Annotated in this window: 25 protein-coding genes; 14 read left to right on the forward strand and 11 right to left on the reverse strand. The window is 73.0% G+C overall.

Annotated elements, in window-relative coordinates; translation table 11 throughout:
* Positions 1 to 62 precede the first annotated feature (62 nt).
* The 5 genes from CP980_RS16575 (at position 63) to CP980_RS16595 (ending at position 4,976) form a co-directional block, all read left to right on the forward strand.
* On the forward strand, positions 63 to 596 hold the full coding sequence (locus CP980_RS16575; protein WP_030153082.1) for a bacterial proteasome activator family protein: 534 nt from the start codon (positions 63 to 65) through the stop codon (positions 594 to 596).
* A gap of 120 nt (positions 597 to 716) precedes the next feature.
* Positions 717 to 1,586, forward strand: coding sequence for an NTP transferase domain-containing protein (locus CP980_RS16580; protein ID WP_150528493.1), 870 nt, complete (start codon positions 717 to 719; stop codon positions 1,584 to 1,586).
* Complete coding sequence (locus tag CP980_RS16585) at positions 1,583 to 2,890, forward strand: molybdopterin molybdotransferase MoeA (RefSeq protein WP_150528494.1); 1,308 nt, start codon at positions 1,583 to 1,585, stop codon at positions 2,888 to 2,890. Before CP980_RS16580 ends, CP980_RS16585 begins: the two co-directional genes overlap by 4 nt.
* Positions 2,878 to 3,951, forward strand: coding sequence for a potassium channel family protein (locus CP980_RS16590; RefSeq protein WP_150528495.1), 1,074 nt, complete (start codon positions 2,878 to 2,880; stop codon positions 3,949 to 3,951). Before CP980_RS16585 ends, CP980_RS16590 begins: the two co-directional genes overlap by 13 nt.
* A 47-nt stretch (positions 3,952 to 3,998) precedes the next feature.
* On the forward strand, positions 3,999 to 4,976 hold the full coding sequence (locus CP980_RS16595) for an NAD(P)H-quinone oxidoreductase (protein WP_150528496.1): 978 nt from the start codon (positions 3,999 to 4,001) through the stop codon (positions 4,974 to 4,976).
* Positions 4,977 to 5,075: 99 nt separating this feature from the next.
* Here the strand turns inward: CP980_RS16595 and CP980_RS16600 are convergent, their stop codons facing one another.
* From CP980_RS16600 to pdhA, 3 genes are read right to left on the reverse strand one after another with little or no spacing between them, the layout of a single operon-like run.
* Complete coding sequence (locus CP980_RS16600) at positions 5,076 to 6,383, reverse strand: dihydrolipoamide acetyltransferase family protein (RefSeq protein ID WP_150528497.1); 1,308 nt, start codon at positions 6,381 to 6,383, stop codon at positions 5,076 to 5,078.
* Positions 6,383 to 7,351, reverse strand: a complete 969-nt coding sequence (locus CP980_RS16605; RefSeq protein WP_229907329.1) for an alpha-ketoacid dehydrogenase subunit beta — start codon at positions 7,349 to 7,351, stop codon at positions 6,383 to 6,385. Before CP980_RS16605 ends, CP980_RS16600 begins: the two co-directional genes overlap by 1 nt.
* A 26-nt stretch (positions 7,352 to 7,377) precedes the next feature.
* Positions 7,378 to 8,514, reverse strand: a complete 1,137-nt coding sequence (gene pdhA, locus CP980_RS16610; protein WP_150528499.1) for a pyruvate dehydrogenase (acetyl-transferring) E1 component subunit alpha — start codon at positions 8,512 to 8,514, stop codon at positions 7,378 to 7,380.
* A gap of 176 nt (positions 8,515 to 8,690) precedes the next feature.
* Between pdhA and CP980_RS16615 the strand changes: the two genes are divergently transcribed.
* Positions 8,691 to 9,275 carry an Lrp/AsnC family transcriptional regulator gene (locus CP980_RS16615; protein ID WP_150528500.1) on the forward strand — a complete coding sequence of 195 codons (585 nt, stop codon included), beginning with the start codon at positions 8,691 to 8,693 and terminating at the stop codon, positions 9,273 to 9,275.
* Positions 9,276 to 9,364: 89 nt separating this feature from the next.
* On the opposite strand, the gene CP980_RS16620 is transcribed toward CP980_RS16615, so the two are convergent.
* The 3 genes from CP980_RS16620 to CP980_RS16630 form a co-directional block, all read right to left on the reverse strand.
* Positions 9,365 to 10,945: a PKD domain-containing protein gene (locus CP980_RS16620; RefSeq protein ID WP_150528501.1), complete on the reverse strand. Its 1,581-nt coding sequence runs from the start codon at positions 10,943 to 10,945 to the stop codon at positions 9,365 to 9,367.
* A 227-nt stretch (positions 10,946 to 11,172) separates the two neighbouring features.
* On the reverse strand, positions 11,173 to 11,763 hold the full coding sequence (locus CP980_RS16625; RefSeq protein ID WP_132758185.1) for a TetR/AcrR family transcriptional regulator: 591 nt from the start codon (positions 11,761 to 11,763) through the stop codon (positions 11,173 to 11,175).
* Positions 11,760 to 13,307: a 3-hydroxyacyl-CoA dehydrogenase gene (locus CP980_RS16630; protein WP_150528502.1), complete on the reverse strand. Its 1,548-nt coding sequence runs from the start codon at positions 13,305 to 13,307 to the stop codon at positions 11,760 to 11,762. The genes CP980_RS16625 and CP980_RS16630 overlap by 4 nt, the downstream gene beginning before the upstream one ends.
* A 167-nt stretch (positions 13,308 to 13,474) precedes the next feature.
* On the opposite strand from CP980_RS16630, the gene paaN reads away from it, so the two are divergent.
* Together paaN and CP980_RS16640 are read left to right on the forward strand one after the other, a co-directional pair.
* A complete protein-coding gene (gene paaN / locus CP980_RS16635; protein WP_132758182.1) occupies positions 13,475 to 15,157 on the forward strand; it encodes a phenylacetic acid degradation protein PaaN in 1,683 nt (560 codons plus the stop codon).
* Between the two features lie 82 nt (positions 15,158 to 15,239).
* Entirely contained in the window at positions 15,240 to 16,286 is a 1,047-nt protein-coding gene (locus CP980_RS16640) for a DNA polymerase III subunit beta family protein (protein WP_229907321.1), read from the forward strand.
* Positions 16,287 to 16,506: 220 nt separating this feature from the next.
* Here the strand turns inward: CP980_RS16640 and CP980_RS16645 are convergent, their stop codons facing one another.
* Genes CP980_RS16645 through CP980_RS16655 form a run of 3 tightly spaced genes read right to left on the reverse strand, consistent with a single transcriptional unit; the run spans position 16,507 to position 19,318 of the window.
* Positions 16,507 to 17,256: a TrmH family RNA methyltransferase gene (locus CP980_RS16645; RefSeq protein ID WP_132758179.1), complete on the reverse strand. Its 750-nt coding sequence runs from the start codon at positions 17,254 to 17,256 to the stop codon at positions 16,507 to 16,509.
* Between the two features lie 14 nt (positions 17,257 to 17,270).
* The gene (locus tag CP980_RS16650; RefSeq protein WP_229907328.1) at positions 17,271 to 18,533 is read right to left on the reverse strand and encodes an HTTM domain-containing protein; all 1,263 of its coding nucleotides are present in this window, start codon (positions 18,531 to 18,533) and stop codon (positions 17,271 to 17,273) included.
* Positions 18,530 to 19,318, reverse strand: coding sequence for a DUF5819 family protein (locus tag CP980_RS16655; protein WP_229907320.1), 789 nt, complete (start codon positions 19,316 to 19,318; stop codon positions 18,530 to 18,532). Before CP980_RS16655 ends, CP980_RS16650 begins: the two co-directional genes overlap by 4 nt.
* Positions 19,319 to 19,453: 135 nt before the next feature.
* On the opposite strand from CP980_RS16655, the gene paaA reads away from it, so the two are divergent.
* The 6 genes from paaA (at position 19,454) to CP980_RS16685 (ending at position 24,387) form a co-directional block, all read left to right on the forward strand.
* Positions 19,454 to 20,473: a 1,2-phenylacetyl-CoA epoxidase subunit PaaA gene (gene paaA / locus CP980_RS16660; RefSeq protein WP_150528504.1), complete on the forward strand. Its 1,020-nt coding sequence runs from the start codon at positions 19,454 to 19,456 to the stop codon at positions 20,471 to 20,473.
* Entirely contained in the window at positions 20,470 to 20,754 is a 285-nt protein-coding gene (paaB, locus tag CP980_RS16665) for a 1,2-phenylacetyl-CoA epoxidase subunit PaaB (protein ID WP_132758176.1), read from the forward strand. The genes paaA and paaB overlap by 4 nt, the downstream gene beginning before the upstream one ends.
* Positions 20,751 to 21,491 carry a 1,2-phenylacetyl-CoA epoxidase subunit PaaC gene (gene paaC / locus CP980_RS16670; RefSeq protein ID WP_150528505.1) on the forward strand — a complete coding sequence of 247 codons (741 nt, stop codon included), beginning with the start codon at positions 20,751 to 20,753 and terminating at the stop codon, positions 21,489 to 21,491. The genes paaB and paaC overlap by 4 nt, the downstream gene beginning before the upstream one ends.
* Positions 21,485 to 22,006 carry a 1,2-phenylacetyl-CoA epoxidase subunit PaaD gene (gene paaD / locus CP980_RS16675; RefSeq protein ID WP_132758173.1) on the forward strand — a complete coding sequence of 174 codons (522 nt, stop codon included), beginning with the start codon at positions 21,485 to 21,487 and terminating at the stop codon, positions 22,004 to 22,006. Before paaC ends, paaD begins: the two co-directional genes overlap by 7 nt.
* Positions 22,007 to 23,134 (forward strand): 2Fe-2S iron-sulfur cluster-binding protein, encoded by a 1,128-nt coding sequence (locus tag CP980_RS16680; RefSeq protein ID WP_123513510.1) that lies wholly within the window; start codon positions 22,007 to 22,009, stop codon positions 23,132 to 23,134. It begins immediately after the preceding gene.
* Positions 23,135 to 23,244: 110 nt separating this feature from the next.
* The gene (locus tag CP980_RS16685; protein ID WP_150528506.1) at positions 23,245 to 24,387 is read left to right on the forward strand and encodes an acyl-CoA dehydrogenase family protein; all 1,143 of its coding nucleotides are present in this window, start codon (positions 23,245 to 23,247) and stop codon (positions 24,385 to 24,387) included.
* 25 nt (positions 24,388 to 24,412) lie between these two features.
* Here the strand turns inward: CP980_RS16685 and CP980_RS16690 are convergent, their stop codons facing one another.
* Together CP980_RS16690 and CP980_RS16695 are read right to left on the reverse strand one after the other, a co-directional pair.
* On the reverse strand, positions 24,413 to 24,757 hold the full coding sequence (locus CP980_RS16690; protein ID WP_099890552.1) for a rhodanese-like domain-containing protein: 345 nt from the start codon (positions 24,755 to 24,757) through the stop codon (positions 24,413 to 24,415).
* 36 nt (positions 24,758 to 24,793) lie between these two features.
* Positions 24,794 to 25,603 (reverse strand): J domain-containing protein, encoded by an 810-nt coding sequence (locus tag CP980_RS16695; protein ID WP_150528507.1) that lies wholly within the window; start codon positions 25,601 to 25,603, stop codon positions 24,794 to 24,796.
* Between the last annotated feature and the right edge of the window lie 72 nt (positions 25,604 to 25,675).

Consider the following 25,675-nt stretch of genomic DNA (forward strand, 5'->3'; position numbering starts at 1 on the left):
GTGGATCACGCCCGTGCGGGGGCACACCGTGTGAGTAGGACGGTGTGCGAGAGAATGACGGCATGGAGATGCCGAGGAGTGAACGGTCGCAGGACAGCCCCCCGCACGGCCTGATCGTGGGACAGGACGGGATGCCGGTCGGCGGCGCCGATGACGAGTCGCGCGAGGTCCCGGTGACGGAGATGGTCGAACAGCCCGCCAAGGTCATGCGGATCGGCAGCATGATCAAGCAACTTCTGGAAGAGGTCCGCGCCGCACCTCTGGACGAGGCCAGCCGGGTCCGTCTGAAGGACATCCACGCAGCGTCCGTGAAGGAGCTGGAAGACGGTCTGGCTCCGGAGCTCGTGGAGGAACTGGAGCGCCTGTCCCTGCCCTTCACCGAGGAGGCGATCCCCTCCGAGGCGGAACTGCGGATCGCCCAGGCCCAGTTGGTGGGCTGGCTGGAAGGCCTCTTCCACGGCATCCAGACGGCGCTGTTCGCGCAGCAGATGGCCGCGCGGGCCCAGCTGGAGCAGATGCGCCGCGCCCTCCCGCCGGGGGCCCCGACGGACGAGGAAGACGGCCACGGCGCCATCCGCTCGGGTCCGTACCTGTAAGCGGCGATGAGACATGGGACCGGGGTCCCGGGGCTTTGGCCCCGGGACCCCGGTCCCGTTGGTGAGCGCCCGGTAAGTGCGGCCCCCCGCCGGGGACATGGGCCGCGCATACTCATGGGTATGACCTACGACGCGATCGTCCTGGCCGGCGGCGCCGCCAGACGCCTCGGAGGCGCGGACAAGCCCGCCCTCCAGGTCGGCGGGCGGGCCCTCCTCGACCGCGTCCTGGACGCCTGCGCCGACGCCGCCACGACCGTCGTGGTCGGCGGCCGCCGACCCACCGCCCGCCCGGTCCGCTGGACCCGCGAGAACCCGCCCGGCGCCGGCCCCGTGGCCGCCCTGGACGCCGGGCTGCGCGCGACCACCGCCGAGCTGGTCCTCGTCCTCTCCGCCGACCTGCCCTTCCTCGACCGGGACACGGTCCGGGCACTGCTCCTGGCCCCGGCCGCGGGAGGGGACGGAGCCCTGCTGCGCGACCCCGCCGGCCGCGACCAGCCCCTCGTCGCGGCCTACCGCGCCGAGCCGCTGCGCCGCGAGATCGCCCTCCTGGCGACCGAGCACGGCACCCTCTCCGGCCTCCCCCTGCGCGCCCTCACCGCCGAGCTCGACCTGGCCAAAGTGACGGATCGCGCGCCGCTCGCCTCCTTCGACTGCGACACCTGGGAGGATCTCGCGGTCGCCAGAGCCCGGATCAGGGAGCATGGAAGCGTGCTGGACCAATGGATCACCGCCGTCAAGACCGAGCTGGACATCGACGTCTCCGTCGACACCAAGATCCTGCTCGACCTCGCCCGTGACGCCGCACACGGCGTCGCCCGGCCCGCCGCCCCCCTGACCACCTTCCTCGTCGGCTACGCGGCCGCGCAGGCCGAGGCCGCCGGCACCGACCCCGCCACCGCCGTCGCCGAGGCCTCCCGCAAGGCCGCCGAGCTGGCTCTGCGCTGGGCCGCCGAAGCCGAGTCCGAGGCCCGAGAGAACGGCTCAGGATGACCCCCACCGACGCCGATCACGCCCTCCAGGCCCTCGACGAGGCCCTGGCCCTGGTCAGCCGCGACCCCCGCGCCTCGGAGGGCTCCGGCGGCGACCACCGGGCCACCGGCTGGCCGCAGGCCCGGGAGGCCGCCGCCCGGGCCGGATCCGGCATCCGGCCGCGCACCCACCGGGTCCCCCTCGCGGAAGCGCTCGGCGAGGTCCTGGTCCAGTCCCTGGAGGCCCTCACCGACCTGCCGTCCTTCGACAGCTCCGCCATGGACGGCTGGGCCGTCGCCGGGCCCGGCCCCTGGACCGTCCGCCCCGGCGGCGGGGTGCTGGCAGGGTCCGAGCGCCCCGAGCCGCTGGCCGACGGGGAGGCCGTACGGATCGCCACCGGCGCCCGGATCCCCGCCGAAACCACCGCCGTCATCCGCAGCGAGCACTCGCGGGAGGTAGGTACCCAGCTCCACGCCGACCGGGCCGTCCTCACCGGCCAGGACATTCGCCCGCGGGGCCAGGAATGCCGCTCCGGCGACATGCTGCTGCCCGCCGGCTCCCTCGTCACCCCGGCCGTTCTCGGCCTCGCCGCGGCCGCCGGGTACGACGAGCTCATCACCCGGCCCCGGCCCCGCGTGGAGATCCTGGTCCTCGGGGACGAGCTGCTCACCGAAGGCCGGCCGCACGACGGGCTGATCCGCGACGCGCTCAGCCCCATGCTCGGCCCCTGGCTCGACCGGCTCGGCGCCGAGGTCATCGCCACCCGGCGGCTCGGCGACGACCCGGCCGGCGCCAAGGCCCTGCTGGCCGCCGTCACGGACTCCGACGCCGATCTGGTCATCACCACCGGTGGCACCGCCTCCGGCCCCGTCGACCACGTCCACCCCGTCCTGCGCGAGGCCGGCGCCGAGCTGCTGGTCGACGGGGTCGCCGTCCGCCCCGGACACCCGATGCTGCTGGCCCGGCTCGGCGACCGGACCGACGGGCGGCACCTGGTCGGCCTGCCCGGCAACCCGCTCGCCGCCGTCTCGGGACTGCTGACCCTCGCCGAACCGCTTCTGCGCGCCCTGGCCGGCCGCCGCCAGCGGCCCCGGTACACGGTTCCGGTGCAGGGCGAGGTGCCCGGCCACCCGTACGACACCCGGCTCGTGCCCGTCCTGCTGACCGACGAGCACGCCGTACCGCTGCGCTACAACGGTCCCGCGATGCTGCGCGGCGTCGCCGCCGCCGACGGGCTGGCCGTCGTACCGCCGCAGGGCGCGCGCGACGGACAGGACCTGGAGATCCTGGACCTGCCGTGGGTCTCCGGAGGATGTTTCACGTGAAACTTCACGGCCACGACGCGATGGCCCGGGGTGCCGACGAGAAACTCGTCTCACGGCGCATCAAACTGCCCAAGCGCATCGTCGAGAAGCCTCTGCGGCAGGTCGGCAAGCGCCTCTTGATGGCCCTGTTCGTGCTCTTCCTGACGGTCTTGATCGTGTGGCTCGACCGCGACGGCTACCACGACAACGCCAACGAGACGGTCGACTTCCTCGACTGCGTCTACTACGCCACGGTCACCCTGTCGACGACCGGATACGGCGACATCGTCCCGTACAGCGACAGCGCGCGGCTGACCAACATCCTGCTGATCACGCCCCTGCGCGTGCTCTTCCTGATCATCCTGGTCGGAACCACGCTGGAAGTCCTGACCGATCAGACCCGGGAAGAGTGGCGGCTGAACCGCTGGAGGAAGAACTTGCGTGAGCACACGGTCGTCGTCGGCTTCGGCACCAAGGGCCGCTCGGCCCTGCAGACGCTGCTGGCCACCGGCCTCCAGAAGGACCAGGTCGTCATCGTGGACCCGAGCGCCAAGGTGATCGACATGGCCAACTCCGAGGGGTTCACGGGAGTGGTCGGCGATGCCACCCGCTCCGATGTCCTGCTCCGCGCCGAGCTCCAGAAGGCCCGTCAGATCGTCATCGCAACGCAGCGGGACGACACGGCCGTGCTGGTCACGCTGACGGCACGGCAGATGAACCGGGGCGCGAAGATCGTCGCGGCGGTCCGCGAGGAGGAGAACGCCCCGCTGCTGCGCCAGTCGGGCGCCGACGGGGTCATCACCAGCGCGAGCGCGGCCGGCCGGCTGCTGGGGCTCTCGGTGCTGAGCCCGAGCGCGGGCACGGTGATGGAGGACCTGATCCAGCAGGGCAGCGGACTCGACCTGATCGAACGGCCGGTGAAGAAGGCCGAGGTCGGCAAGGGCGTACGGGAGACGGGAGACCTGGTGGTGAGCGTGCTGCGCGGCCACCGGCTGCTCGCGTACGACGACCCCCACGCGAGCCCGCTCCAGCTGACGGACCGTCTCATCACCATCGTGCGCGCCGCGCCGCTCTCGTCCTAGCACCTGGTGCTCCCGGTCGGTGGCGGAGTTCACGTACCCTCCGGGCCATGCATGCGATCACCATCGAACAGCCCGGCGGCCCCGAGGCCCTCGTCTGGGCCGAGGTACCCGATCCGGTGGCCGGCGAGGGCGAGGTCCTCGTCGACGTCGCGGCGAGCGCCGTGAACCGCGCCGACATCCTCCAGCGCCAGGGCTTCTACGATCCCCCGCCCGGCTCCTCCCGCTACCCCGGCCTGGAGTGCTCGGGGCGGATCGCCGCCCTCGGGCCGGGGGTGTCCGGCTGGGCGGTGGGCGACGAGGTGTGCGCCCTGCTCGCCGGGGGCGGGTACGCGGAGCGCGTGGCCGTCCCCGTGGGCCAGCTGCTACCGGTCCCGGCCGGGGTGGACCTGGTGACGGCGGCGGCGCTGCCCGAGGTGGTCTGCACGGTGTGGTCGAACGTGTTCATGGTGGCGGGGCTGCGCCCCGGCGAGACGCTGCTGGTCCACGGCGGCTCCAGCGGCATCGGCACGATGGCGATCCAGCTGGCGAAGGCGGTCGGCGCGACGGTCGCGGTCACCGCCGGCGGCCCGGAGAAGCTGGCCCGCTGCAAGGAGCTGGGCGCGGACGTCCTGATCGACTACCGCGAGCAGGACTTCGTCGCGGAGCTGCGGGCCGCGACCGGCGGCGCCGGGGCGGACGTGATCCTGGACATCATGGGAGCGAAGTACCTGGCGCGGAACCTGGACGCGCTGGCCGTCAACGGCCGGCTCGCGGTGATCGGGCTCCAGGGCGGGGTGAAGGCCGAGCTCAACCTGGGGGCCCTGCTGGCGAAGCGGGCGGCGATCACCGCGACGTCCCTGCGGGCCCGGCCGCTGGACGAGAAGGCTGCCATCGTCGCCGCCGTACGGGAACACGTCTGGCCGCTCGTGGCCTCGGGCCGGGTGAACCCGGTGGTGCACGGGGCGTTCCCGATGCGCGAGGCCCCGGAGGCCCACCGCACGATGGAATCGAGCACCCACGTGGGCAAGCTGCTCCTGACCACCTGAACGCCTGGACACTTGGGCACCTGAACGCCTCGACATCTGGACGCAGGAGGCGCCCCGCACCTCGTGGGAGGTGCGGGGCGCCCCGTTACGGCGACCGCGTCACAGCGAGCGCAGCAGCACCGCCGGGGACTCCACGCAGTCCGCCACGTAGCGCAGGAAGCCGCCCGCCGTGCCGCCGTCGCACACCCGGTGGTCGAAGGTCAGCGACAGCTGCACGACCTGGCGCACCGCCAGCTCGCCCTGGTGGACCCACGGCTTCGCCATGATCCGGCCGACGCCGAGCATCGCCGCCTCCGGGTGGTTGATGATCGGCGTGGAGCCGTCCACGCCGAACACCCCGTAGTTGTTCAGGGTGAACGTGCCGCCGGTGAGGTCCGACGGCGCCAGTTTCCCGGCCCGGGCCACCTCGGTGAGGCGGGCGAACTCCGCCGACAGGGACTCGGCGCCGCGCGCCTGCGCGTCCCGGACCACCGGCACCACGAGCCCGCGCTCGGTCTGCGCCGCGAAGCCCAGGTGCACGGACGGCAGCCGTACGATCTCGTTCGCCGCGAGGTCCACCGTCGAGTTGAGCTCGGGGTACTTCGCCAGCGCGGCCGTGCAGATCCGGGCCAGCAGCGCCAGCACCGAGATCTTCGGGCCGCCCACGGCGTTCATCGCGGCCCGCGCCGCCATGAGCTCGGTCGCATCGGCGTCGACCCAGCACGTGGCGTCCGGGATCTCCCGGCGGCTGCGCGACAGCTTCTCGGCCACCGCGCCCCGCAGACCCTTCAGCGGCACCCGCTCGCCCACGGCCGCGACCGCGACCGGAGTGGCGGCGGGAACGGCGACGGGAGCCGACGCCTGCGCCTGCGCCTGCGCCTGCGGAACCCTGAGCGCCGCCTCCACGTCCGCGCGCAGGATCAGCCCCTCGGGCCCGGACCCGCGCAGCCCGCGCAGGTCGATCCCGTGGTCCCGGGCCAGCTTGCGCACCAGCGGCGAGATGACCGCCACCGGACCGGTCACGGCGGCGGCGGGAGCGGGGGCGGGAGCGGCGGCGACAGCCGGCACGGCGGAGCCAGGTCGCACCCGCCTCCGACGTGCCGTGCGCGAGTGGTCCGTCCCGTAGCCCACCAGGACGTTGCCCGAACCGGAATCCTCGGGCTCCGCCTCGGGGGCCGTCCCCTCACCCACCGCCACCGTGATCAGCGGTGCTCCGACGGGGAGTTCCGTGCCCTCCTCCCCGAACCTGGCGGTGACCACACCGCCGTACGGGCACGGCACCTCCACCATCGCCTTGGCCGTCTCGACCTCGACCACCGGCTGGTCGATGGCCACGACGTCGCCCACCGCCACCAGCCAGCGGACGATCTCGGCCTCGGTCAGTCCCTCCCCGAGGTCGGGGAGCTTGAACTCCATTACCTGCGGCATCAGTTCTCCCACTGCAGGCGGGCCACGGTGTCCAGGATCCGGTCCACACCGGGCAGATGGTGCTTCTCCAGCATCGGCGGCGGGTACGGGATGTCGAAGCCCGTCACCCGCAGCACCGGAGCCTCCAGGTGGTGGAAGCACTTCTCCTGGATGCGGGCGACGATCTCCGCGCCCGGTCCGGCGAAGCCGTTCGCCTCGTGGACCACCACCGCGCGCCCCGTACGCCGTACGGAGGCCATGACGGTCTCCTCGTCGAACGGGACGAGCGAGCGCAGGTCCACGACCTCCAGGTCCCAGCCCTCCTCGCGCGCCGCCTCGGCGGCCTCCAGGCACACCGGGAGCGAGGGCCCGTAGGTGATCAGCGTGGCGCTCGCGCCAGTACGCCGGACGAGTGCCTTCCCGATCCCCGGCACGGCCGCCGGCGCGGCGGGGTCCCACTGCGCCTTCGACCAGTACAGCCGCTTCGGCTCCAGGAAGACCACCGGGTCGTCGCTCGCGATCGAGGCGCGCAGCAGCCCGTACGCGTCCTCGACGGTCGCCGGGGTCACCACGTGCAGGCCGGGGGTGGCCGCGTAGTAGGCCTCGGAGGAGTCGCTGTGGTGCTCCACGCCGCCGATCCCGCCGCCGTAGGGCACCCGGATGGTGATCGGCAGCGGCATCGCGCCGCGCGTGCGGTTGCGCATCTTCGCGACGTGCGAGATCAGCTGCTCGAAGGCGGGGTACGCGAACGCGTCGAACTGCATCTCCACGACCGGCCGCAGCCCGTACATGGCCATGCCGACCGCGGCGCCCAGGATCCCGGCCTCCGCGAGCGGGGTGTCGGTGCAGCGCTCCTCGCCGAACTCCTTCGCGAGGCCGTCCGTGATCCGGAAGACCCCGCCCAGCGTGCCGACGTCCTCGCCCATGACGTGGACCGTCGGGTCCTGCGCCATCGCGTCGCGCATGGCCCGCTGCAGGGCCTGCGCCATCGTCGCCGGCTTCACGGCCACCGTGGTCACGACTGCTCCTCCGCGTCGAGCTCGGCGCGCAGCATCTCCGCCTGCTCGCGGAGCCGGCCGGTCTGCTCCGCGTAGACGTTTTCGAACAGGTCCATCGGGTCGAGCACGGGCTCGGCGTTCATCCGATCGCGCAGGGTCGCGGCCATCGCCTCGGCGGCTTCCTTGGCCTCGCGGATGCCCGCCTCGTCCAGCATTCCGCGGGCGGTCAGCTCGCGCTCCAGCAGCTCCACCGGGTCGTGCGCCTTCCATGCCTCGACCTCGGCGTCCCCGCGGTAGCGGGTGGCGTCGTCGGCGTTCGTGTGGGCCTCGATGCGGTACGTGACCGCCTCGATCAGCGTCGGTCCGCCGCCGGCCCGGGCCCGCCGGACGGCGTCGGACAGCACCTCGTGCACGGCGGCGATGTCGTTGCCGTCGACGAGGCGGCCGGGCATCCCGTACCCGACGGCCTTGTGGGCCAGGGTGGGGGCGGCCGTCTGCTTGGCCAGCGGGACCGATATCGCGAAGCCGTTGTTCTGGACGAGGAAGACCACCGGGGCCTGCCAGACGGCCGCGAAGTTCAGCGCCTCGTGGAAGTCGCCCTCGCTGGTGCCGCCGTCACCCACCAGGGCGAGCGCGACCACGTCGTCACCGCGCAGCCGGGCCGCGTGGGCCAGGCCGACCGCGTGCGGCAGCTGGGTGGCGAGCGGGGTGCACAGCGGGGCGATCCGGTACTCGCGCGGGTCGTACCCGGTGTGCCAGTCGCCGCGCAGCAGCGTCAGCGCCTGGACGGGGTCCAGCCCGCGGGCCACGGCCGCGAGGGTGTCGCGGTAGCTCGGGAAGAGCCAGTCCTGCTCCTCCAGGACCAGGGCGGCCGCGATCTCGCAGGCCTCCTGCCCGACGGTGGAGGGGTACACGGCCAGTCGGCCCTGCCGGGTGAGGGCGGTCGCCTGGGCGTTGTACCGGCGGCCGCGCACCAGCTCGGCGTAGCAGCGGCGCATCAGCTCGGGGTCGAGCTTCTCGGCGGCCGGCGTGCCCAGCACCCGGTACGGCTCGGGGTCCGGGAGCAGCGGGGCGGCATCCGTACGGGGCCTCCAGGCGGGCGGCGGGGTGGAACGGTGGGATGCACCGGCACCGGGCAGCTCTTGGACCGTCATGGCGGCGTACACCTCCTCGTGGGAAGCGGGCAGGGCGGCTCGGCTGTGAGGCGCCTCACCAACCGATTGTTCGGTCGATGGCGCAATTTGGCTACAGGCGGCTCCAGGCTGTGGACAAAGTGGCGCCGGGGCCCTGGGATGGGTGCAGGACGTCCAAATGAGGGAGGCAGTGGGCAATGCCGGATGAACAAATGGCCGCACCGGGTGCCACGCCGGGTTCCGCGCCGGTGCCGCCCGGCGGTGCTCCTCCGGCCCCGCAGGCCCCGTCGGCACCCCCTCGCCCCCTGGATCCCATCGACCGTTCGATCATGCGCCTGCTCCAGGCGGACGGCCGTGCGTCGATACGTTCGGTGGCCGAGCAGGTCCACGTATCGCGCGCGAACGCCTACGCCCGGATCAACCGGCTCATCGACGACGGCGTGATCCGCGGGTTCACGGCCCGCGTCAACCACGAGAGGGCCGGCCAGGGGACCTCCGCGTACATCACCCTGAAGATCGTCCAGAACTCCTGGCGCACGGTCCGCGAGCAGCTCCGCGAGCTTCCGGGCGCCGCGCACATCGCCCTGGTCAGCGGCGATTTCGACGTACTGCTGCTGGTCCACACGCCCGACAACCGCACCCTGCGCGAGCTGGTCCTGACCCGCCTCCAGTCCATCCCGGAGGTCCTGTCGACCCGCACCCTGCTGGTGTTCGAGGAAACGGATCTGCTCGATTCCGGCCCCGGCTCCGGCGGCGGCGCCGCGGCGATCTCCGAGGAGTAGGGGGAGCCGGGGCGCCCGGGGAACGACAGAGCCCCGGAAAGGCCGTGAGGGCCTTCCCGGGGCTCTGTACGAGGCCCGCTACGCGACGGTCACTTCGTGTCGTAATACCCGAACATGTCGATGATCAGGTCCGCGGTGTCCCAGCTCTGGTTCCAGAAGTCGACGATCCCGGTACTGCCGGTGCTCGCCTGGACCAGGTTCGGGACTGTCTGGCCGGCGGTCCAGTTCAGCGTGGACGACGTGGGCGTCGCCGGCCAGCTGTCCCTCCCGTTGGCGTAGTCGTCCCGGGTGTTCGGGTCCGGCGCCACCGACAGGAATCCGTCGGCCCTCGTGTTGGTCACCGTCGTGTTCAGGACGACGCCCGTGATGCCCTTGTCCTGGGTGGACATAGGCATCCAGATGTAGCCTCCGTCGTACATCGGCCCCTCGCCCCAGCTGCGGGTGTCGAGCCTGCGAACCGGCGCCATGGACATGAACGCCCCGGAGCTGTCGGGGCTGTAGTAACCGAGGACGTCGACGATCACGTCGGTGCCCGCCCAGGCGCCGTTGAAGATGTTGACCTTGCCGTCGGCGCCGACGGGGACGATCACCGAGTTGGCGACGGTCTGCTTGGCCTTGAAGTTGACGTTGGACGTGTTCGGGGCCGACTGGCCGCTCGGGTAGGCCGTCAGGTGGCCGTCCTCGCGCGGGTTGGTGGCGGTCACGTTCAGCGCCACGGCGGTGGCGTTGGAGGGCACGTACCAGCCGCCGAGCTGCACGCCGATCGACTTGCGGCCACCGACCTGGCCCTGGGGGGCGCCCTGGCCGGAGCGGGTGTCCACCGCGCGGACCGGGGTCATCGGCGTGTAGCCGCTGGCCGCGGTGCGGGTGAAGTAGCCCGTGATGTCCGCGATCAGGTCGATCGCCGTCCAGCTGCCGTTGTACAGCTCGACGGTGCCGTCCTTGCCCACCGGCACGATGACCATGTTCGGGACGGTCTGCGCGGCCACGAAGTTGACGTTGGACGTCGTCGGACGCGTGGTGCCGCCGGGGAACACCGTGACGTGCCCGGGGTTCGAGGTGTTGGTGGCGGTGACGTTCAGGGCCACGGCCGTGACGCCCGCCGGGATCTTGCCGTTGCCGGCGATCTTCAGCTTGGCCGAGGAGTACGCCTGCACCATGCCCCGCGGGGCACCGGTGCCGTCCCGGGTGTCCAGGAGGCGGGTCGGGGCGTACGGGGTGAAGTCCGAGCCGACCGTGGAGAGGGGCAGCTCGTTGACGGACTCGGCCTGGTTCGCGGCGTCGGTGACGGTGACCTTGACCTTGTACTCGCCGAGCTCGGCGTAGCTGTGCTTGAGCGACACCTCCTGGCCCGGGGAGGCGTCGGTGCCGTCGGTCGTCCCGTCGCCCCAGTCGTAGACGACCTTGAGGGTGGCGCCCGCGGCGCTGACGACTTGGGCGCGCAGCTCGATGCCGTGCGCGGAGACGCTCTTCGCGTCGAGGACGAGACCCAGCTCCGGGTTGCCGGCGGCCGTCTCCGCGCCCTGCGCGGTGACGTTCGCGGAGGCCTTGCCCTTGGCCGCGGGCAGGGTCTTGCGGACCGAGCGCTCCTTCGGGCTGTGGAAGGTCTTGGCATCGGCCGTGCCGAGCTTGGCCAGGTCCGCCACGGGAGCGGCCGCCCCCTTGGCCACCGGCGCGGACGGACCTGCGGCCGGACCGGCCGCCTGGGCCAGGCCCGGGATGAAACCAACGCTGGCCGCGACGACAACGGCAGCGGAAACTACAAGACGGCGACTGCGCACCGGCCCCCCATTTTCTGTTACTGCTTGAACGCGTTCGAAAGCTCGCTCATCGTACAGAATTCGCACAGCAGTTCATCAGAAAATATGCGGCCTGATCGTACGGATCCTGCCAGGGGTCAACCGCGAACCGTCCGCAGGCCGTCCAAGGCCATGTGGACCACCGCGTCGGCCAGCTGGTCCGCGCTCGTACCGGGGTGCGGGCGGTACCACTCCACCAGCGAGTTCACCATGCCGAACAGCAGGCGGGTGGCCAGCCGGATGTCCACGTCCGCCCGCAGGTCCCCGTCCGCCGCCGCGGCCTTCAGCAGCTCCGCGACCTGGTGGTCGAACTCGCGGCGGCGCTCCAGGGCCCAGCGCTCGGTCCGGGTGTTGCCCCGCACCCGCAGCAGCAGCGTCACGTACGGGAGCTCGGCGACCAGGACCTCGACCGTCCGGCGCGTGACGTACTCGACCCGCTCGACGGCCCGGCCGCGCACCGCGCCCGGCTCCTCCAGTACGGCGAAGAGCCCGTCGAGCGCCCGGCTGACGGCCCGCTGGAGGAGCTCCTCCTTGCCCGCCACGTGGTGGTAGATCGAGGACTTCGAGATGCCCGCGGCCTTGGAGAGGTGCTCCATGGAGGTGCCGTCGTAGCCGCGCTCGTTGAAGACCTGGACGGCGACGGACAGGAGCGTCTCGGGGGTGTAGGTGTCCCGCTTGGCGGTGGTCATGCAGTCTCCTCCGCGGCGTCCTGGTCGCCGTCGTCGCCTTCCCCGCCGTCTTCGCCCTCGGTGTAGCCGAGCTTGAACAGCGCCAGCGAGGGCGCGTAGCGGCCGCCGGGACAGCGCTCGTCGAGGTGGTGCAGCAGGTCGTACGCCCAGTCGCGGCCGAGCCGCTCGTGCCATTCGGACGGGCCCAGCGGGTAGTTGACCCCGAGCCGCATCGCCGTGTCGATGTCCTCGGCACTGGCCGCCCCGCGCGCGACGGCGTCGGCGGCCAGGTCGATCAGCATCGCGACCGTACGGGCCACGATCATGCCCGGGACGTCGCCGATGACGGAGACCTTCTTGCCCAGCCTCTGGAAGAGGCCGACCGCCTCGGCGAGGGTCCGCTCGCTGGTGTCCGCGCCGGCGGAGAGCGCGATCCGGGTAGCGCCGCGGTAGTCGAGCGCGAGGTCGAAGTAGACGACGTCGGCGAACTCGATCGAGGTCTTGCCGTCCGCGAGCACCAGCTGGCCCTCGCCGGGCAGCTGGATGTACGGGCCCCCGTGCTCGGTGGAGGTGACCTTGATCCCGGCCTCCTCCAGCAGTTCGACGAGCCCGGCGGCGGGACCGAGGTCGCCGACCACGGTGACCTTCTCCGGGGCCTCCTCGGGACCGGCGGTGTGCGGGGCCGGGGCCTCGGCGCCCTGGCCGTAAGGGAACCAGCCGTGCCCCGATTTGCGGCCGAGGCGGCCCGACTGGACCAGCCGCCGCTGCGCCAGGGACGGGGTGAACTTGGGGCTCCGGAAGAACGACTCCCACACGGAGCGGGTGACGGCCTCGTTGACGTCCTGGCCGATCAGGTCGGTCAGCTGGAACGGGCCCATCTTGAAGCCGCCGCTCTCGCGGAGCACGGCGTCGATGGTGGCCGGGTCGGCGCCCTGCTCCTCGTACACCGAGAAGGCCTCGGCGTAGAAGGGGCGGGCGATCCGGTTGACGATGAAGCCGGGGGTGTCGGCGCAGCGGACCGGCGTCTTCCCCCAGCCCAGGACGGTGGCGTACGCGCGCTCGGCGGCGGCCGGATCGGTGGCGAAACCGCTGACCACCTCGACGAGGGGGAGCAGCGGGGCCGGGTTGAAGAAGTGCATGCCGAGGAAGCGGCCGGGGTGCACGAGGCCGGCGGCGAGCTCGGTGACGGAGAGGGAGGAGGTGTTGGTCGCCAGCAGGGCGTCCGGCGAAACCACCTCTTCGAGCGCTTCGAAGAGCGCGCGCTTGACGGTGGCGTCCTCGACGACCGCCTCGATGACGAGCGCCGCGTCCGCGAGGTCGGTGAGGGCGGAGGCCGACTCGATCCGGCCGATCGCGTCCTCGGCCTCGGCGCGGTCGAGGCGGCCCTTCGCGGCCAGGCGGTCGACGCGGTCCTGGACGATGCCGACGCCGCCGGCGGCGAGGGTGGCGTTGATGTCGTAGATCAGCACCCGGTGACCTGCGAGGAGGGCGACCTGGGCGATGCCCTGCCCCATGGTGCCGGCGCCGACGACCGCCACAGTGCGGGACCGCTCGATTGCTGTCATGTCCTGATCCTCCCGCACCGGGTTATCCACAGGCTTGCCGGGCCCTCTTGTCCCGACCGATCGTTCGGTTACTCTAACTCCAGTCTGCTCTTCTTCACCCGCCCCTGCCTGATCTCAGTCTGCGACCCAGCCTGATCTTGCCCGGCTCAACGAGGAGTTGGTCCCTGATGGCCGCCGAGCTCACCGTCCCCCAGCTGTCCGACAAGCACCGCTCCACCCTGGACCAGGCCCTGGCGGCCATCCGCAGCCGTGCCTACTGGTCCCCGCATCCGGAGCACCCCAAGGCCTACGGGGAGACCGCGCCGGCCGACGGGCTCGCCGCCTTCGAGGCCGTCCGCGGCACCCGGTTCGACCTGGACCAGCCCGGTACGGACGGCTGGACCGGCGGCGAGGTGTCCCCGTACGGCCCCGAGCTGGGCGTCGAGTACCCGCACGTCGACCCGGACGTGCTGCTGCCCGCGATGAAGGCCGGCATGGGCGCCTGGCGGGACGCCGGGCCCGAGGCCCGCGCCCTGGTCTGCATCGAGATCCTGGCCCGGATCGGCGCGCGGACGCACGAGTTCGCGCACGCGGTGATGCACACCAGCGGCCAGGCCTTCATGATGGCGTTCCAGGCGGGCGGCCCGCACGCGCAGGACCGCGGCCTGGAGGCGGTGGCGTACGCGTACGAGGAGCAGACCCGCGTGCCCGGCCAGGCCGACTGGTCGAAGCCGCAGGGCAAGAAGGACCCGCTGGAACTCGGCAAGACCTTCACGGCCGTCCCGCGCGGCGTCTCCCTCATGATCGGCTGCAACACCTTCCCGACCTGGAACGGCTACCCCGGCCTGTTCGCCTCCCTGGCAACGGGCAACGCGGTGCTGGTCAAGCCGCACCCGCGCGCCGTGCTCCCGCTGGCGCTGACCGTGAAGGTCGCCCGCGAGGTCCTCGCCGAGGCGGGCTTCGACCCGAACCTGGTGGCGCTGGCCGTGGAGCGCCCCGGCGAGGGCATCGCCAAGACGCTGGCCGTCCGCCCCGAGATCAAGCTGATCGACTACACCGGCTCGACCCAGTTCGGTGACTGGCTGGAGACCAACGCCCGCCAGGCCCAGGTCTACACGGAGAAGGCCGGCGTCAACACGGTCGTCGTCGACTCGACCTCGAACTACAAGGGGATGCTGTCCAACCTGGCGTTCTCGCTGTCCCTGTACAGCGGCCAGATGTGCACCACCCCGCAGAACCTGCTGATCCCGCGCGACGGCATCGAGACGGACGCGGGCCACAAGTCGTACGACGAGGTCGTCGCGGACCTCGCGGCCTCGGTCGGCGGTCTGCTGGGCGACGACGCCCGGGCCAACGCACTGCTCGGCGCGCTGGTCAACCCGGACGTCAAGAGCCGCCTGGAGGCGGCGGCCGCCCTCGGCGAGGTGGCGCTGGCCTCGCGCGAGGTGGTGAACCCGGAGTTCCCGGACGCCGTGGTCCGCACGCCCGTGATGGTCAAGCTGGACGCCGCCAAGCCGGACCCGGAGGCCCCGTACCTGTCGGAGTGCTTCGGCCCGGTGTCGTTCGCGGTGGCCGTGGACTCCACGGCCGACGCCCTTGAGCTCCTGCGCCGCACGGTGCGCGAGAAGGGCGCGATGACGGTCGGCGCCTACACCACCTCGGCGGACACCGAGCGGGCCATCGAGGAGGTCTGCCTGGAGGAGTCGGCGCAGCTCTCGCTGAACCTGACGGGCGGGGTCTACGTCAACCAGACCGCGGCCTTCTCGGACTTCCACGGCTCCGGCGGCAACCCGGCGGCCAACGCGGCGCTGTGCGACGGGGCCTTCGTCTCGAACCGCTTCCGCATGGTGGAGATCCGCCGCCAGGCCTGACGGCGACGGCAGGGGCGGGCCCGGCGTGGCGGCGCCGGGCCCGCTTGACCCTCGACCTGGTGGAGGTCCCAGAGTCGTGGGCGTGGAGAGCGACATGCGCAGCATCGGCGAGATGGGCCGCGACAGCGGGCTCGGGGTGAGCGCCCTGCGGTTCTACGACCGCGCGGGCGTCCTCGTACCGGCATGGGTGGACCCGGTGACCGGGTACCGCTGGTACGCGCCCGAGCAGCTCGGCGAGGCCCGGCTGCTGGCGAGGCTGCGGCGCTCGGGGATGCCGCTCGCGGACATCCGGCTGGTGCTGGCCGGCTGGGCCGGCGGGGACACCGGTCTGGTGCCCCGGCTGCTCGACGGGCATCTGCGCCGGCTCGAACGCGGGCTGGCCGAAGCGCGCGAGGAACTCTCCACGGTACGGGCCCTACTCGGACACAAGGAGACCTCCATGACCACCGCCACCGACACCGCCCGGCTGACCGTTGCGGGCGACGAGCTCGCGGCCGCCCTGGACGCCGTGCGGTACGCCGCCGGAAGCGACCCGGAGCTGCCGGTGCTCTGCGGGATCCACTTCGACATCGAGGGCGACGCCCTGCACCTCGTGGCCACGGACCGCTACCGGATGGCCGTGGCCCGTACGCCGGCCACCACCGGCACCGGCGGCGGCCGGGTCCGGGTGACCGTGCCCACCCCCCTCGCGGACGCGATGCGCGCGCTGCTGACCGACGACGCCCCGGCCCGTCTCACCGTGGACGGGGACGGGGTGGAGCTGGAGACCCGGGGCCGCCGGGTCGCCGGGCAGGGCCTCGGCGAGGACTTCCCCGACTACCGCCGCCTGACCCGGCTGCCCGAGGGGCGCCGCCTCGCCCTGGACGTACCGGCCCTGCGGCGGGCCCTCGCCGCGCAGGAGGCCGAGGTGTGCGTCCTCGTCCTGGCCGACGAGGTGACCGTGGGCGACGAGGACCTGGACCTCGCCGGGGACCGGGTCGGGGTCAACCCCGCCTTCCTGCTCGACGCGCTCGCCGCCGGGGAGGAACTGCTGCTGGAGTACATCGGGCCCAGGGCCCCGCTCGTCCTCCTGCGCCCCGACGTCGAGGACGTCTTCTCGCTGCTGATGCCGGTCAGTCTGGAGGCGTGACCCCGCCGGGGCGGGTCGGGGTCCTCTCAGGGTGATCACCCATCGGCGACCGTCCACCTGGCCCGCAGAGGGGGTGCGGCCGAAGAGACCACACCCCCCACGGGGAGCATCCCTGCGTGCCCAGCGCCGCCCCGCCGTCACCGGACTCGCCCTCGCCGCGCTCACCGTCGGCGCCGGCGGCCCGGCCGCCACGGCGGCCTTCGCCGGCCAGGGGGCGGTGTCACGGTAGCTTCGGGCCGCCCCAGTGGAAGAGGGTCATGGCCACGCTGGTGGCCAGGTTGTAGCTGGAGACCTGCGGGCGCATCGGGAGCGCGACCAGGTGGTCGGCCCGTTCGCGCAGCTCGGGCGAGATGCCGTGGCGCTCCGAGCCGAAGGCGAGCACGGCGTCGTCCGGGAGGGTGAGGGCGCGGATGTCCTCGCCGTCGGGGTCGAGCGCGTACACGGGCCCGGCGGGCAGGGTGTCGATGTCGACCCGGTCCACGGTGGTGGCGTAGTGCAGGCCCGCTCCGGCGCGCACCACGTTGGGGTGCCAGGGGTCGAGGTCGCCCCGGGTGACGACGCCGGTGGCGCCGAAGCCCGCCGCGAGCCGGACGACGGCGCCGACGTTGCCGAGGTTGCGGGGGTTGTCGAGCAGGACGACGGGCGCGGTGCGGGGCTGCCGGTCGAGCCGGGCCCGCCCCTCGGTCCGGTCGGGCCGTACGGCCAGCGCGGCGACCCCGGTGGGGTGCACGCGCGCCACGAGCTCCCGGAGCCGGCCCCCGCGCACCAGCCGGGCCACCTCCCCTTCCACGTCCGGAGCCAGCTCGGCGGCCAGCGCCCGTACGGCCTCGGGGTCGTCGGCCACGACCATCCGCACATCGGCCCCGAACCGCAAGGCGTGCTTCAGCGCGTGGAACCCGTCGAGGAGGACGAGGTCCTCCCGCTCCGCGGTCTCCCGCCACTGCCGCCCGCTCTGCTCCAGCTCACTCATACCGCTGAGCGTAGTCAGCCGGTCAGCGCCCGCTCGGCCCCGGACCCCGGCCCGGAGCCGCCCGGCCCGCAGCCGCCCGGTGCGGAGCCGCCCGGTGCGGAGCCGCCCGTGCCGGGGCCGCCCGCCCCGGCGGCGGTCGCCCGCCTGCGCCCCACCGCGCCGGAGGCCCTGGCGCCCAGCCAGACCAGGAACGCCGTCGGCAGGAACACCGCGTCGGCGGCGATCATCGCCAGCGAGAAGAACGGCAGGCCCAGCAGCACCGCGATCCCCGCGTGCTCCAGCATCATCAGCGCCAGCAGCACGTTCTTGATCCGCCGGTTGAACACCGTGAACGGGAAGGCGACCTGCACCGCCACCGTCCCGTACGACAGCAGCATCACCATCGTCCCGCTCCCCGCCAGGAGCCCCGACAGCCCCGGCCACGGAGTGAAGTAGTCCAGTCCGAGCGGGTAGTACAGCGCGGTCCCGTCCTGCCACCGCGATCCCTGGATCTTGTACCAGCCGGCCGTCGCGTAGATCAGGCAGACCTCCGCCATGATCACCAGCAGCCCGGCGTTGTGCACCAGGTTCGCCAGGACGTCCAGGACGGCCCGCCCCTCGCCCTCCGGCTCGTACCGGTCCACCATCCACCACAGCGCGCACACGACCCACAGCGCCGCGAAGGCCGCCAGCCAGCCGTAGCCGAACCGCTCCGTCACCGCCCCGTACGCGAACACCGCGCCGAGCACGCCCCACAGCACCGGCCCGGCCGCCCCCGCCGAGGCCGACCCGCGCAGCCGCGCGCGCCGCGCGTCGAGCGACCACACCTGCGCGCACCGCGTCAGCACCAGGTAGATCGCCATCAGGTGGATGACGTTGTCCCCGCCGTCGCCCATGAACACGCTGCGGTTCTGCAGCGACAGCACGCCGACCATGAACACCACGGACGTCGCGCGCGTCCGCCAGCCCAGCATCAGCAGCAGGCTCGACGCCACCGACACCGCGTAGACCGTCTCGAACCACGCTCCCGAGTCCGACCACATCAGCACCGAGAAGGCGTGGTTCGAGGCGATCAGCCGCTCCGCGAGGGCGAAGCTCCAGGGTCCGTCCGGCCCGTACAGCTCGGCGCGGTGCGGGAACTCCCGCAGCAGGAAGAACAGCCAGGTGGCCGAGAAGCCGATGCGGACGACGGCGCTCTGGTACGGGCCCAGCGCCCGCCCGCTGACCTGCGCGATCCCCCGGCCGGCGGCGGCCCGCGCCCGAGCGGCCGCCCCGGCCGTGGCGGGCGCCAGGCTCACACCGTCCACCACGGCAGCTCCCGGTAGTACGTCTGGGTGTCGGTCTTCTCGTCGCTCCACGGGGGCGCCGCCACCGCGCGCGTCGCCGAGCGCAGCTGGATCCGTACGATCTCCTCGCGCGCGGTCCCGTCCTCCGCGAGCCGGTTCAGGGCGATCCGCCGCAGGTACTGCTCCGACAGTTCGCCGCGCTCGCCGATGGGCTTGTTGTCCTCGCCGTGCGAGCCGGTGAAGAAGTCCCACGCCCGCCGGAGCTCGTTCTGCCGCGTGTGGCTCGGCAGCAGGCTGTGCCGGATGGCCGCCCCGTCCTGGGCGGACAGGTCGCGCCAGCCGCCGGCGACCGGCTCGCCGCCGGGGGTGCGGACCTCGGCCCGCACCTCGACGGCGATGTTCTGCTGGAGCGGGTTGGGGGCGAAGAGCTTCCAGTTCTGTTCGAACTCGGGGTAGATCCAGTCGTCGACCGTCCGCGCGTGCTGCTTGCTCACCGTGTTGGACGGCGCGACGTGCAGGAACACCAGCGCCAGGTGCCCGCAGGCGGCGAGGCCCACGGCGGCCAGCGCGAGGGCCGTGACGACCCGGTACGGGGTGGACAGGCCCGCGATCCCGGGAGCCCGCGGCGGCTTCGCCGGGTCCGCGGGCGGCCCGGCCTGCGGATCCGGCGGCGTGCGGGCCGGGGGGACGGCCGCCGCGACGACCGGGCGACGGACCGGTGGACCGGCCGGCGGGTCGACCGGCGGACCGGCCTGCGGAACGGCTGCTTCCGCGGGCTCGCGCTCGTTCGAATCCATCCCGCCCCGATCATCCGGCGTCCACAGGGTTGACCTCAGAGGTTGACACCCTACGGGCCGCCGACCCACCATTGAAGAGTACGAACCGAACGATCGGTCGGTCGGGCGGTCAACAATCTCTGGCAGGGGGCCGGGATGGTGGCAGTGACCCCGGAGACGGGGCAGGAATCAGGCCTCGGGGCTGACCTCGGGGCCCAGCTCGCGGCGGCCTTCGACGCCGCCGTGGCGGCCGACGAGCGCGTCGAGCCGCGCGACTGGATGCCCGAGGCGTACCGCGCCTCGCTCGTACGCCAGATGGCCCAGCACGCCCATTCCGAAATCATCGGCATGCAGCCCGAGGCCAACTGGATCACTCGCGCGCCCTCGCTGCGCCGCAAGGCGATCCTGATGGCCAAGGTCCAGGACGAGGCCGGGCACGGCCTCTACCTGTACAGCGCCGCCGAAACCCTCGGCACCGGCCGCGACGAGCTGCTCGACAAGCTCCACTCCGGCAAGCAGAAGTACTCCTCGATCTTCAACTACCCCACCCTGACCTGGGCCGATGTCGGCGCGATCGGCTGGCTCGTGGACGGCGCGGCGATCACCAACCAGGTGCCGATCTGCCGCTGCTCGTACGGGCCGTACGCCCGCGCGATGGTCCGGATCTGCAAGGAGGAGTCCTTCCACCAGCGGCAGGGCTTCGAGCTCCTCATGGCCCTGTCCAAGGGCACCGAGGCGCAGCACGCGATGGCCCAGGACGCCGTGGACCGCTGGTGGTGGCCCTCGCTGATGATGTTCGGCCCGCCGGACGACGAATCGGCGCACTCCGCGCAGTCCATGGCCTGGCGGATCAAGCGGCACTCCAACGACGAGCTGCGCCAGCGCTTCGTGGACATCGCCGTTCCGCAGGCCGAGGCGCTGGGTCTGACCCTGCCCGATCCGGACCTGAAGTGGAACGAGGAGCGCGGGCACCACGACTTCGGCGCGATCGACTGGGCGGAGTTCTGGGACGTGCTCAAGGGCAACGGCCCCTGCAACGACCAGCGGATCGGCCAGCGGCGCCGGGCCCACGAGGAGGGCGCCTGGGTCCGCGAGGCGGCCGCGGCGTATGCGGAGAAGCACAGCGCACACCACGCCGTACAGAACACGGCGACGAACGAGGAGGCAGGGGTATGACGCAGAACTGGCCACTGTGGGAGGTGTTCGTGCGCTCGCGCCGCGGCCTCTCGCACACGCACGCGGGCAGCCTGCACGCGCCCGACGCAGAAATGGCCCTGCGCAACGCCCGCGACCTCTACACCCGGCGCGGCGAGGGCATCTCGATCTGGGTGGTGCCCTCCGCCGAGATCACCGCCTCCTCGCCGGACGAGCGGGACCCGTTCTTCGCCCCCTCGGCCGACAAGCCGTACCGGCACCCGACCTTCTACGAGATCCCCGAGGGGGTGCACCACCTGTGACCAGCACCGATGCCGCTCCCACCGAGGTCTCCCGCAGCGCGGCCCTCGCGCTCGGGGACGACGCGCTGATCCTCTCCCACCGCCTCGGCGAGTGGGCGGGCCACGCCCCCGTCCTGGAGGAGGAGGTCGCCCTCGCGAACATCGCGCTCGACCTGCTCGGCCAGGCCCGCGTCCTGCTGTCCCTGGCCGGCGACGAGGACGAGCTGGCCTTCCTGCGCGAGGAGCGCTCCTTCCGCAACCTCCAGCTGGTCGAGCAGCCGAACGGGGACTTCGCCCACACCATCGCCCGCCAGCTCTACTTCTCCTTCCACCAGCACGAGCTGTACGCGGAACTGGCCGTCGGCGACGGTCCGTTCGCCCCGCTCGCGGCGAAGGCCGTCAAGGAGACCGCGTACCACCGCGACCACGCCGAGCAGTGGACCCTGCGGCTCGGCGACGGCACGCAGGAGAGCCGCGCCCGCATGCGGACCGCCCTGGACGTCCTGTGGAAGTACACCGGCGAGATGTTCCAGCCGGTCGACGGGATCGAGGGCGTCGACTGGGCCGCTCTGGAGGCCCGCTGGCTGGCCGCCGTGGGCGGCGTCCTGGAGCGGGCCGGGCTCGCGCTCCCCGAGGGCCCGCGCACCGGCGCATGGGCCGCCGGCGCCGGCCGCCAGGGCCTGCACACCGAGTCCTTCGGCAGACTGCTCGCCGAGATGCAGCATCTGCACCGCAGCCATCCGGGGGCGTCATGGTGACGGACCGGGCCCCCGAGGCCCCGGAGGCCGTGACCCGCCTGGAGGCGGAGCTGGCCGAGCTCGCGGGCTCCGTCCCCGACCCCGAGCTGCCCGTCCTCAGCCTCGCCGAGCTCGGCGTGATGCGGGGCGTGCGGATGTTCGAGGACGGGCACGTCGAGGTCACCCTCACCCCGACCTACACCGGCTGCCCCGCCATCGAGGCGATGTCCGCCGACATCGAGCGGGTCCTGACCGGCCACGGCATCCCGGACGTGCGGGTGCGCACCGTCCTGGCCCCGGCCTGGTCCACCGACGACATCAGCGCCGAGGGGCGCCGCAAGCTGGCCGAGTTCGGCATCGCCCCGCCGCGCCCGCACGCGGCGGGCGGGCCCGTCCCGGTCGCCCTCTCGGTCCGCTGCCCGAACTGCGGATCGACCGACACCGAACTGCTCAGCCGGTTCTCCTCCACCGCATGCAAGGCGCTGCGCCGCTGCACCGCCTGCCGTGAACCGTTCGACCACTTCAAGGAGTTGTAGATGGCCGCGTCCACGCCGTCGCCCACGTCGGGCTCCGGGCGCCCCGCGCGCCACGGCGCCTTCCACCCGCTGACGGTGGCGGCGGTCGACCGGCTCACCGACGACTCCGTGGCGCTGACCCTGCGCGTCCCCGAGGAGCTGCGCGGCGAGTACCTGCACGCCCCCGGCCAGCACCTCACGCTGCGCCGCCGCACCCCCGAGGGCACCGAGGTCCGGCGCACGTACTCGATCTGCTCTCCCGCCCCGGCCCCCGCGGGCCCGGGCCCGGCGGCCCTGCGCGTGGGTGTGCGGCTCGTGGAGGGCGGCGAGTTCTCCACCTTCGCCCACAAGGAGATCGCCGCCGGGGACGTGCTGGACGTGATGGTCCCGGCAGGGCGGTTCGTCCTGGACCCGGCCGCCGCTCCGGCCGGCGGGCACTACGCGGCGATCGTCGGCGGCAGCGGGATCACCCCGGTGCTGTCGATCGCCGCCTCGCTCCTGGCGGAGCGGCCCGACGCCCGGTTCTGCCTGGTCCGCAGCGACCGTACGGCCGCGTCGACGATGTTCCTGGACGAGGTCGCCGACCTCAAGGACCGCTTCCCCGACCGCTTCCAGCTGGTGACCGTCCTCTCCCGCGAGGAGCAGGAGGCCGGACTGCCCTCCGGCCGCCTCGACGAGGAGCGGCTGAAGGCCCTGCTGCCCGCGCTGCTTCCGGTCGCGCAGGTGACGGGCTGGTTCCTGTGCGGCCCGTACGGGCTGGTCATGGGCGCGGAGCGGGCCCTGGGCACGCTCGGCGTCGTGCGGACCCGTATCCACGAGGAGATCTTCCACGTCGAGGACACGGCCGCTCCGGCCCCCGCCGCCGCCCCGTCCCACGTACGGGTCACGGCCCGCCTCGACGGCCGCTCCGGGACCTGGCCGGTCCAGGACGGCGAGTCCCTGCTGGACGCGGTGCTGCGCAACCGCGCGGACGCCCCCTACGCCTGCAAGGGCGGGGTCTGCGGCACGTGCCGGGCGTTCCTGGTCACGGGCGAGGTCCGGATGGACCGGAACTTCGCGCTGGAGTCGGAGGAGACGGAGGCCGGGTTCGTGCTGGCCTGCCAGTCGCACGCGGTGACCGAGGAAGTGGAGATCGACTTCGACCGCTGAGGCCGCGGCCCCTCCCGCGCTGTCCATTTCCGGCGTCCTGCTCTATCTTGACGCACCGTCAGGTCCGGACGGGGTCTGACCGGGATCCGGTGCGCGCGGGAGGACAGGCAGTGGACTTCACCTTCACCGAGGAGCAGCAGGCCGCCGTCGAGGCGGCGAAGGCCGTCTTCGCGGACGTCGCCCCGGACGGCGTACCCAGCCCCGCGCTGACTCCGGGGGCCGTCGCCGAGGACTTCGACCGCCCCCTGTGGGCCAAGCTGGCCGCGTCCGACCTGCTGGGCCTGGTCCTCGCCGAGGAGCACGGCGGCGCGGGGCTCGACGCGATCGCCCTGTGCCTGGTGCTGCGCGAAGCGGCGAAGGTACTGGCCCGGGTGCCGCTGCTGGAGCACTGCGCCACCGCCATGGCCGTCCAGGCCCACGGCAGCCCCGAACTGGCCGCCGCCCTGCTGCCGGGCGCCGGGCGCGGGACGCTCGTCCTCACCGCCGCCGCGCACGGCCGCAGCGGGCACGATCCCGCGGAACTCGCCGTCACCGCCCGCCGCGAGGACGCCCGGTGGATCCTCGACGGGGTGCAGACGGCCGTCCCGTGGGCGCACGGGGCCGACTGGATCGCCGTACCGGCCCACACCGGCGAGGCAGAGGCCGTCCTGGCTCTCGTCCCGCGCACCGCCGAGGGCCTCACCCTGGCCGGCCAGGTCTCCACCAGCGGGGAGCGGCTCGCCGAACTCGCCCTGGACGGCGTCCAGGTGCCCGCGAGCCACCTCATCGACACCCCGGGCGCCTGGGAGCGGCTGCGCCAGCTCCTCGCCACCGGGACCTGCGCCCTGGCCCTCGGCCTGGGCGAGGGCGTACTCACCATGACCAGCCGATACACCAGCAAGCGGGAGCAGTTCGGCTTCCCGGTGGCCACCTTCCAGGCCGTCGCCGTCCAGGCCGCCGACCGCTACATCGACCTGCGCGCCATGGAAGTCACCCTCTGGCAGGCCGCCTGGCGGCTCGACGCGGCGACCGGCGGGGCCGGCGGCCCGCTGCCGAGCGCCGGGGACGTGGCCGTCGCCAAGATCTGGGCCTCGGAAGGGGTACGGCGGGTCGTGCAGACAGCACAGCACCTGCACGGAGGCTTCGGCGCCGACACCGACTACCCGCTGCACCGCTACCACGCGTGGGCGAAGCAGCTGGAGCTCCAACTGGGCCCGGCCGCAGCCCACGAGGAGGCACTGGGCGACCTCCTGGCCGCCCACTCCCTCGCCTGAACGCCCCTGACCCGCCGGGCTCAACCTAGAGCACGAAGGCCGGGTTCCCGTTGTCGGTCACCATCGGGCGCCCGGCACCGTCCCAGGCCTGCATGCCGCCGTCGATGTTCACGGCGTCGATGCCCTGGCGCACCAGGTACTGGGTGACCTGCGCGGAGCGCCCGCCCACCCGGCACATCACGTGCACGCGGCGGCCGTCCTCGACGACCTCCGTCAGCTCACCGAAGCGGGCCACGAAGTCGCTCATCGGGATGTGCAGGGCCCCTTCCACGTGTCCGGCAGCCCATTCGTCGTCCTCACGGACGTCGAGGACAAAGCCTTCGGAGGGCACCGCGGCGGCGTCCACCGAGGGAAGCGGTCCGAAGTTCATACGTCGCCTTCTCTCATCGCAGATCTGTTCCCCAACCTACCCAACGAGGGCGGCAAGCTCCGCCTCACGCTTCGCGACATCCGCGAGCAGCTGCTCCGCGATCTCCTCCAGCAGCCGGTCCGGGTCCTCCGGAGCCATCCGCAGCATCGAGCCGATCGCGCTGTCCTCCAGCTCCCGCGCCACCGCCGACAGCAGCTCCTTGCGCTGCGCCAGCCACTCCAGCCTGGCGTAGAGCTCCTCGCTCTCGTTCAGCCGCCGCACCTCCTCGGGCACGGGACCCGCGGCCCACTCCTCGGCCAGCTCGCGCAGCAGCCGCTCCTCGCCCCGCCCGTACGCGGCATTGACCCGTGCGATGAACGCGTCGCGGCGCTCCCGCTCGGCCTCGTCCCGGGCGAGGTCGGGGTGCGCCTGGCGGACCAGCTCGCGGTAGAGGCGGCGGACCTCCTCCGTGGGCCGCACCCGCTGCGGGGGCTGCACCGCACGGTCGGTGAGCATCGCGGACGCGTCGTCGGAGATCCCGTCCGCGTCCATCCAGTCGTGGAACAGCTCGTCGACCCCGGGCATCGGCATCACCAGCGAGCGGGCGTCCCGGGCCCGTCGCAGATCCTCGGCGTCCCCGCTGCGCTCCGCCTTCGCCTCGGCGATCAGCGCGTCCAGCTCGTCCAGCCGCGAGTACATCGGGCCGAGTTTCTGGTGGTGCAGCCGGGAGAAGTTCTCCACCTCCACCCGGAAGGTCTCCACCGCGATCTCGAACTCGATCAGCGCCTGCTCGGCGGCCCGAACGGCCCGCTCCAGGCGCGCCTCGGGACGCTCGTCGCCCGTCTCTTCAGTCTGCTGCTCGCTCACCCGGCCAGCCTAAGGCCGGTCGGACCGGGCCGATGTTCCACGTGAAACATCGACCCGCGACCGTGACCCCCG

The organism is Streptomyces vinaceus, from assembly GCF_008704935.1.
Taxonomy (GTDB): Bacteria; Actinomycetota; Actinomycetes; order Streptomycetales; family Streptomycetaceae; genus Streptomyces; species Streptomyces vinaceus.

Excerpts from the sequence above, each read along its gene's own strand:
- CP980_RS16575 (WP_030153082.1), top strand. The coding sequence starts at position 63 with ATGGAGATGCCGAGGAGTGAACGGTCGCAGGACAGCCCCCCGCACGGC.
- CP980_RS16580 (WP_150528493.1), top strand. The coding sequence starts at position 717 with ATGACCTACGACGCGATCGTCCTGGCCGGCGGCGCCGCCAGACGCCTC.
- CP980_RS16585 (WP_150528494.1), top strand. The coding sequence starts at position 1,583 with ATGACCCCCACCGACGCCGATCACGCCCTCCAGGCCCTCGACGAGGCC.
- CP980_RS16590 (WP_150528495.1), top strand. The coding sequence starts at position 2,878 with ATGTTTCACGTGAAACTTCACGGCCACGACGCGATGGCCCGGGGTGCC.
- CP980_RS16595 (WP_150528496.1), top strand. The coding sequence starts at position 3,999 with ATGCATGCGATCACCATCGAACAGCCCGGCGGCCCCGAGGCCCTCGTC.
- CP980_RS16600 (WP_150528497.1), bottom strand. The coding sequence starts at position 6,383 with ATGCCGCAGGTAATGGAGTTCAAGCTCCCCGACCTCGGGGAGGGACTG.
- CP980_RS16605 (WP_229907329.1), bottom strand. The coding sequence starts at position 7,351 with ATGGCGCAGGCCCTGCAGCGGGCCATGCGCGACGCGATGGCGCAGGAC.
- pdhA (WP_150528499.1), bottom strand. The coding sequence starts at position 8,514 with ATGACGGTCCAAGAGCTGCCCGGTGCCGGTGCATCCCACCGTTCCACC.
- CP980_RS16615 (WP_150528500.1), top strand. The coding sequence starts at position 8,691 with ATGCCGGATGAACAAATGGCCGCACCGGGTGCCACGCCGGGTTCCGCG.
- CP980_RS16625 (WP_132758185.1), bottom strand. The coding sequence starts at position 11,763 with ATGACCACCGCCAAGCGGGACACCTACACCCCCGAGACGCTCCTGTCC.
- CP980_RS16630 (WP_150528502.1), bottom strand. The coding sequence starts at position 13,307 with ATGACAGCAATCGAGCGGTCCCGCACTGTGGCGGTCGTCGGCGCCGGC.
- paaN (WP_132758182.1), top strand. The coding sequence starts at position 13,475 with ATGGCCGCCGAGCTCACCGTCCCCCAGCTGTCCGACAAGCACCGCTCC.
- CP980_RS16645 (WP_132758179.1), bottom strand. The coding sequence starts at position 17,256 with ATGAGTGAGCTGGAGCAGAGCGGGCGGCAGTGGCGGGAGACCGCGGAG.
- CP980_RS16655 (WP_229907320.1), bottom strand. The coding sequence starts at position 19,318 with ATGGATTCGAACGAGCGCGAGCCCGCGGAAGCAGCCGTTCCGCAGGCC.
- paaA (WP_150528504.1), top strand. The coding sequence starts at position 19,454 with ATGGTGGCAGTGACCCCGGAGACGGGGCAGGAATCAGGCCTCGGGGCT.
- paaB (WP_132758176.1), top strand. The coding sequence starts at position 20,470 with ATGACGCAGAACTGGCCACTGTGGGAGGTGTTCGTGCGCTCGCGCCGC.
- paaD (WP_132758173.1), top strand. The coding sequence starts at position 21,485 with ATGGTGACGGACCGGGCCCCCGAGGCCCCGGAGGCCGTGACCCGCCTG.
- CP980_RS16680 (WP_123513510.1), top strand. The coding sequence starts at position 22,007 with ATGGCCGCGTCCACGCCGTCGCCCACGTCGGGCTCCGGGCGCCCCGCG.
- CP980_RS16690 (WP_099890552.1), bottom strand. The coding sequence starts at position 24,757 with ATGAACTTCGGACCGCTTCCCTCGGTGGACGCCGCCGCGGTGCCCTCC.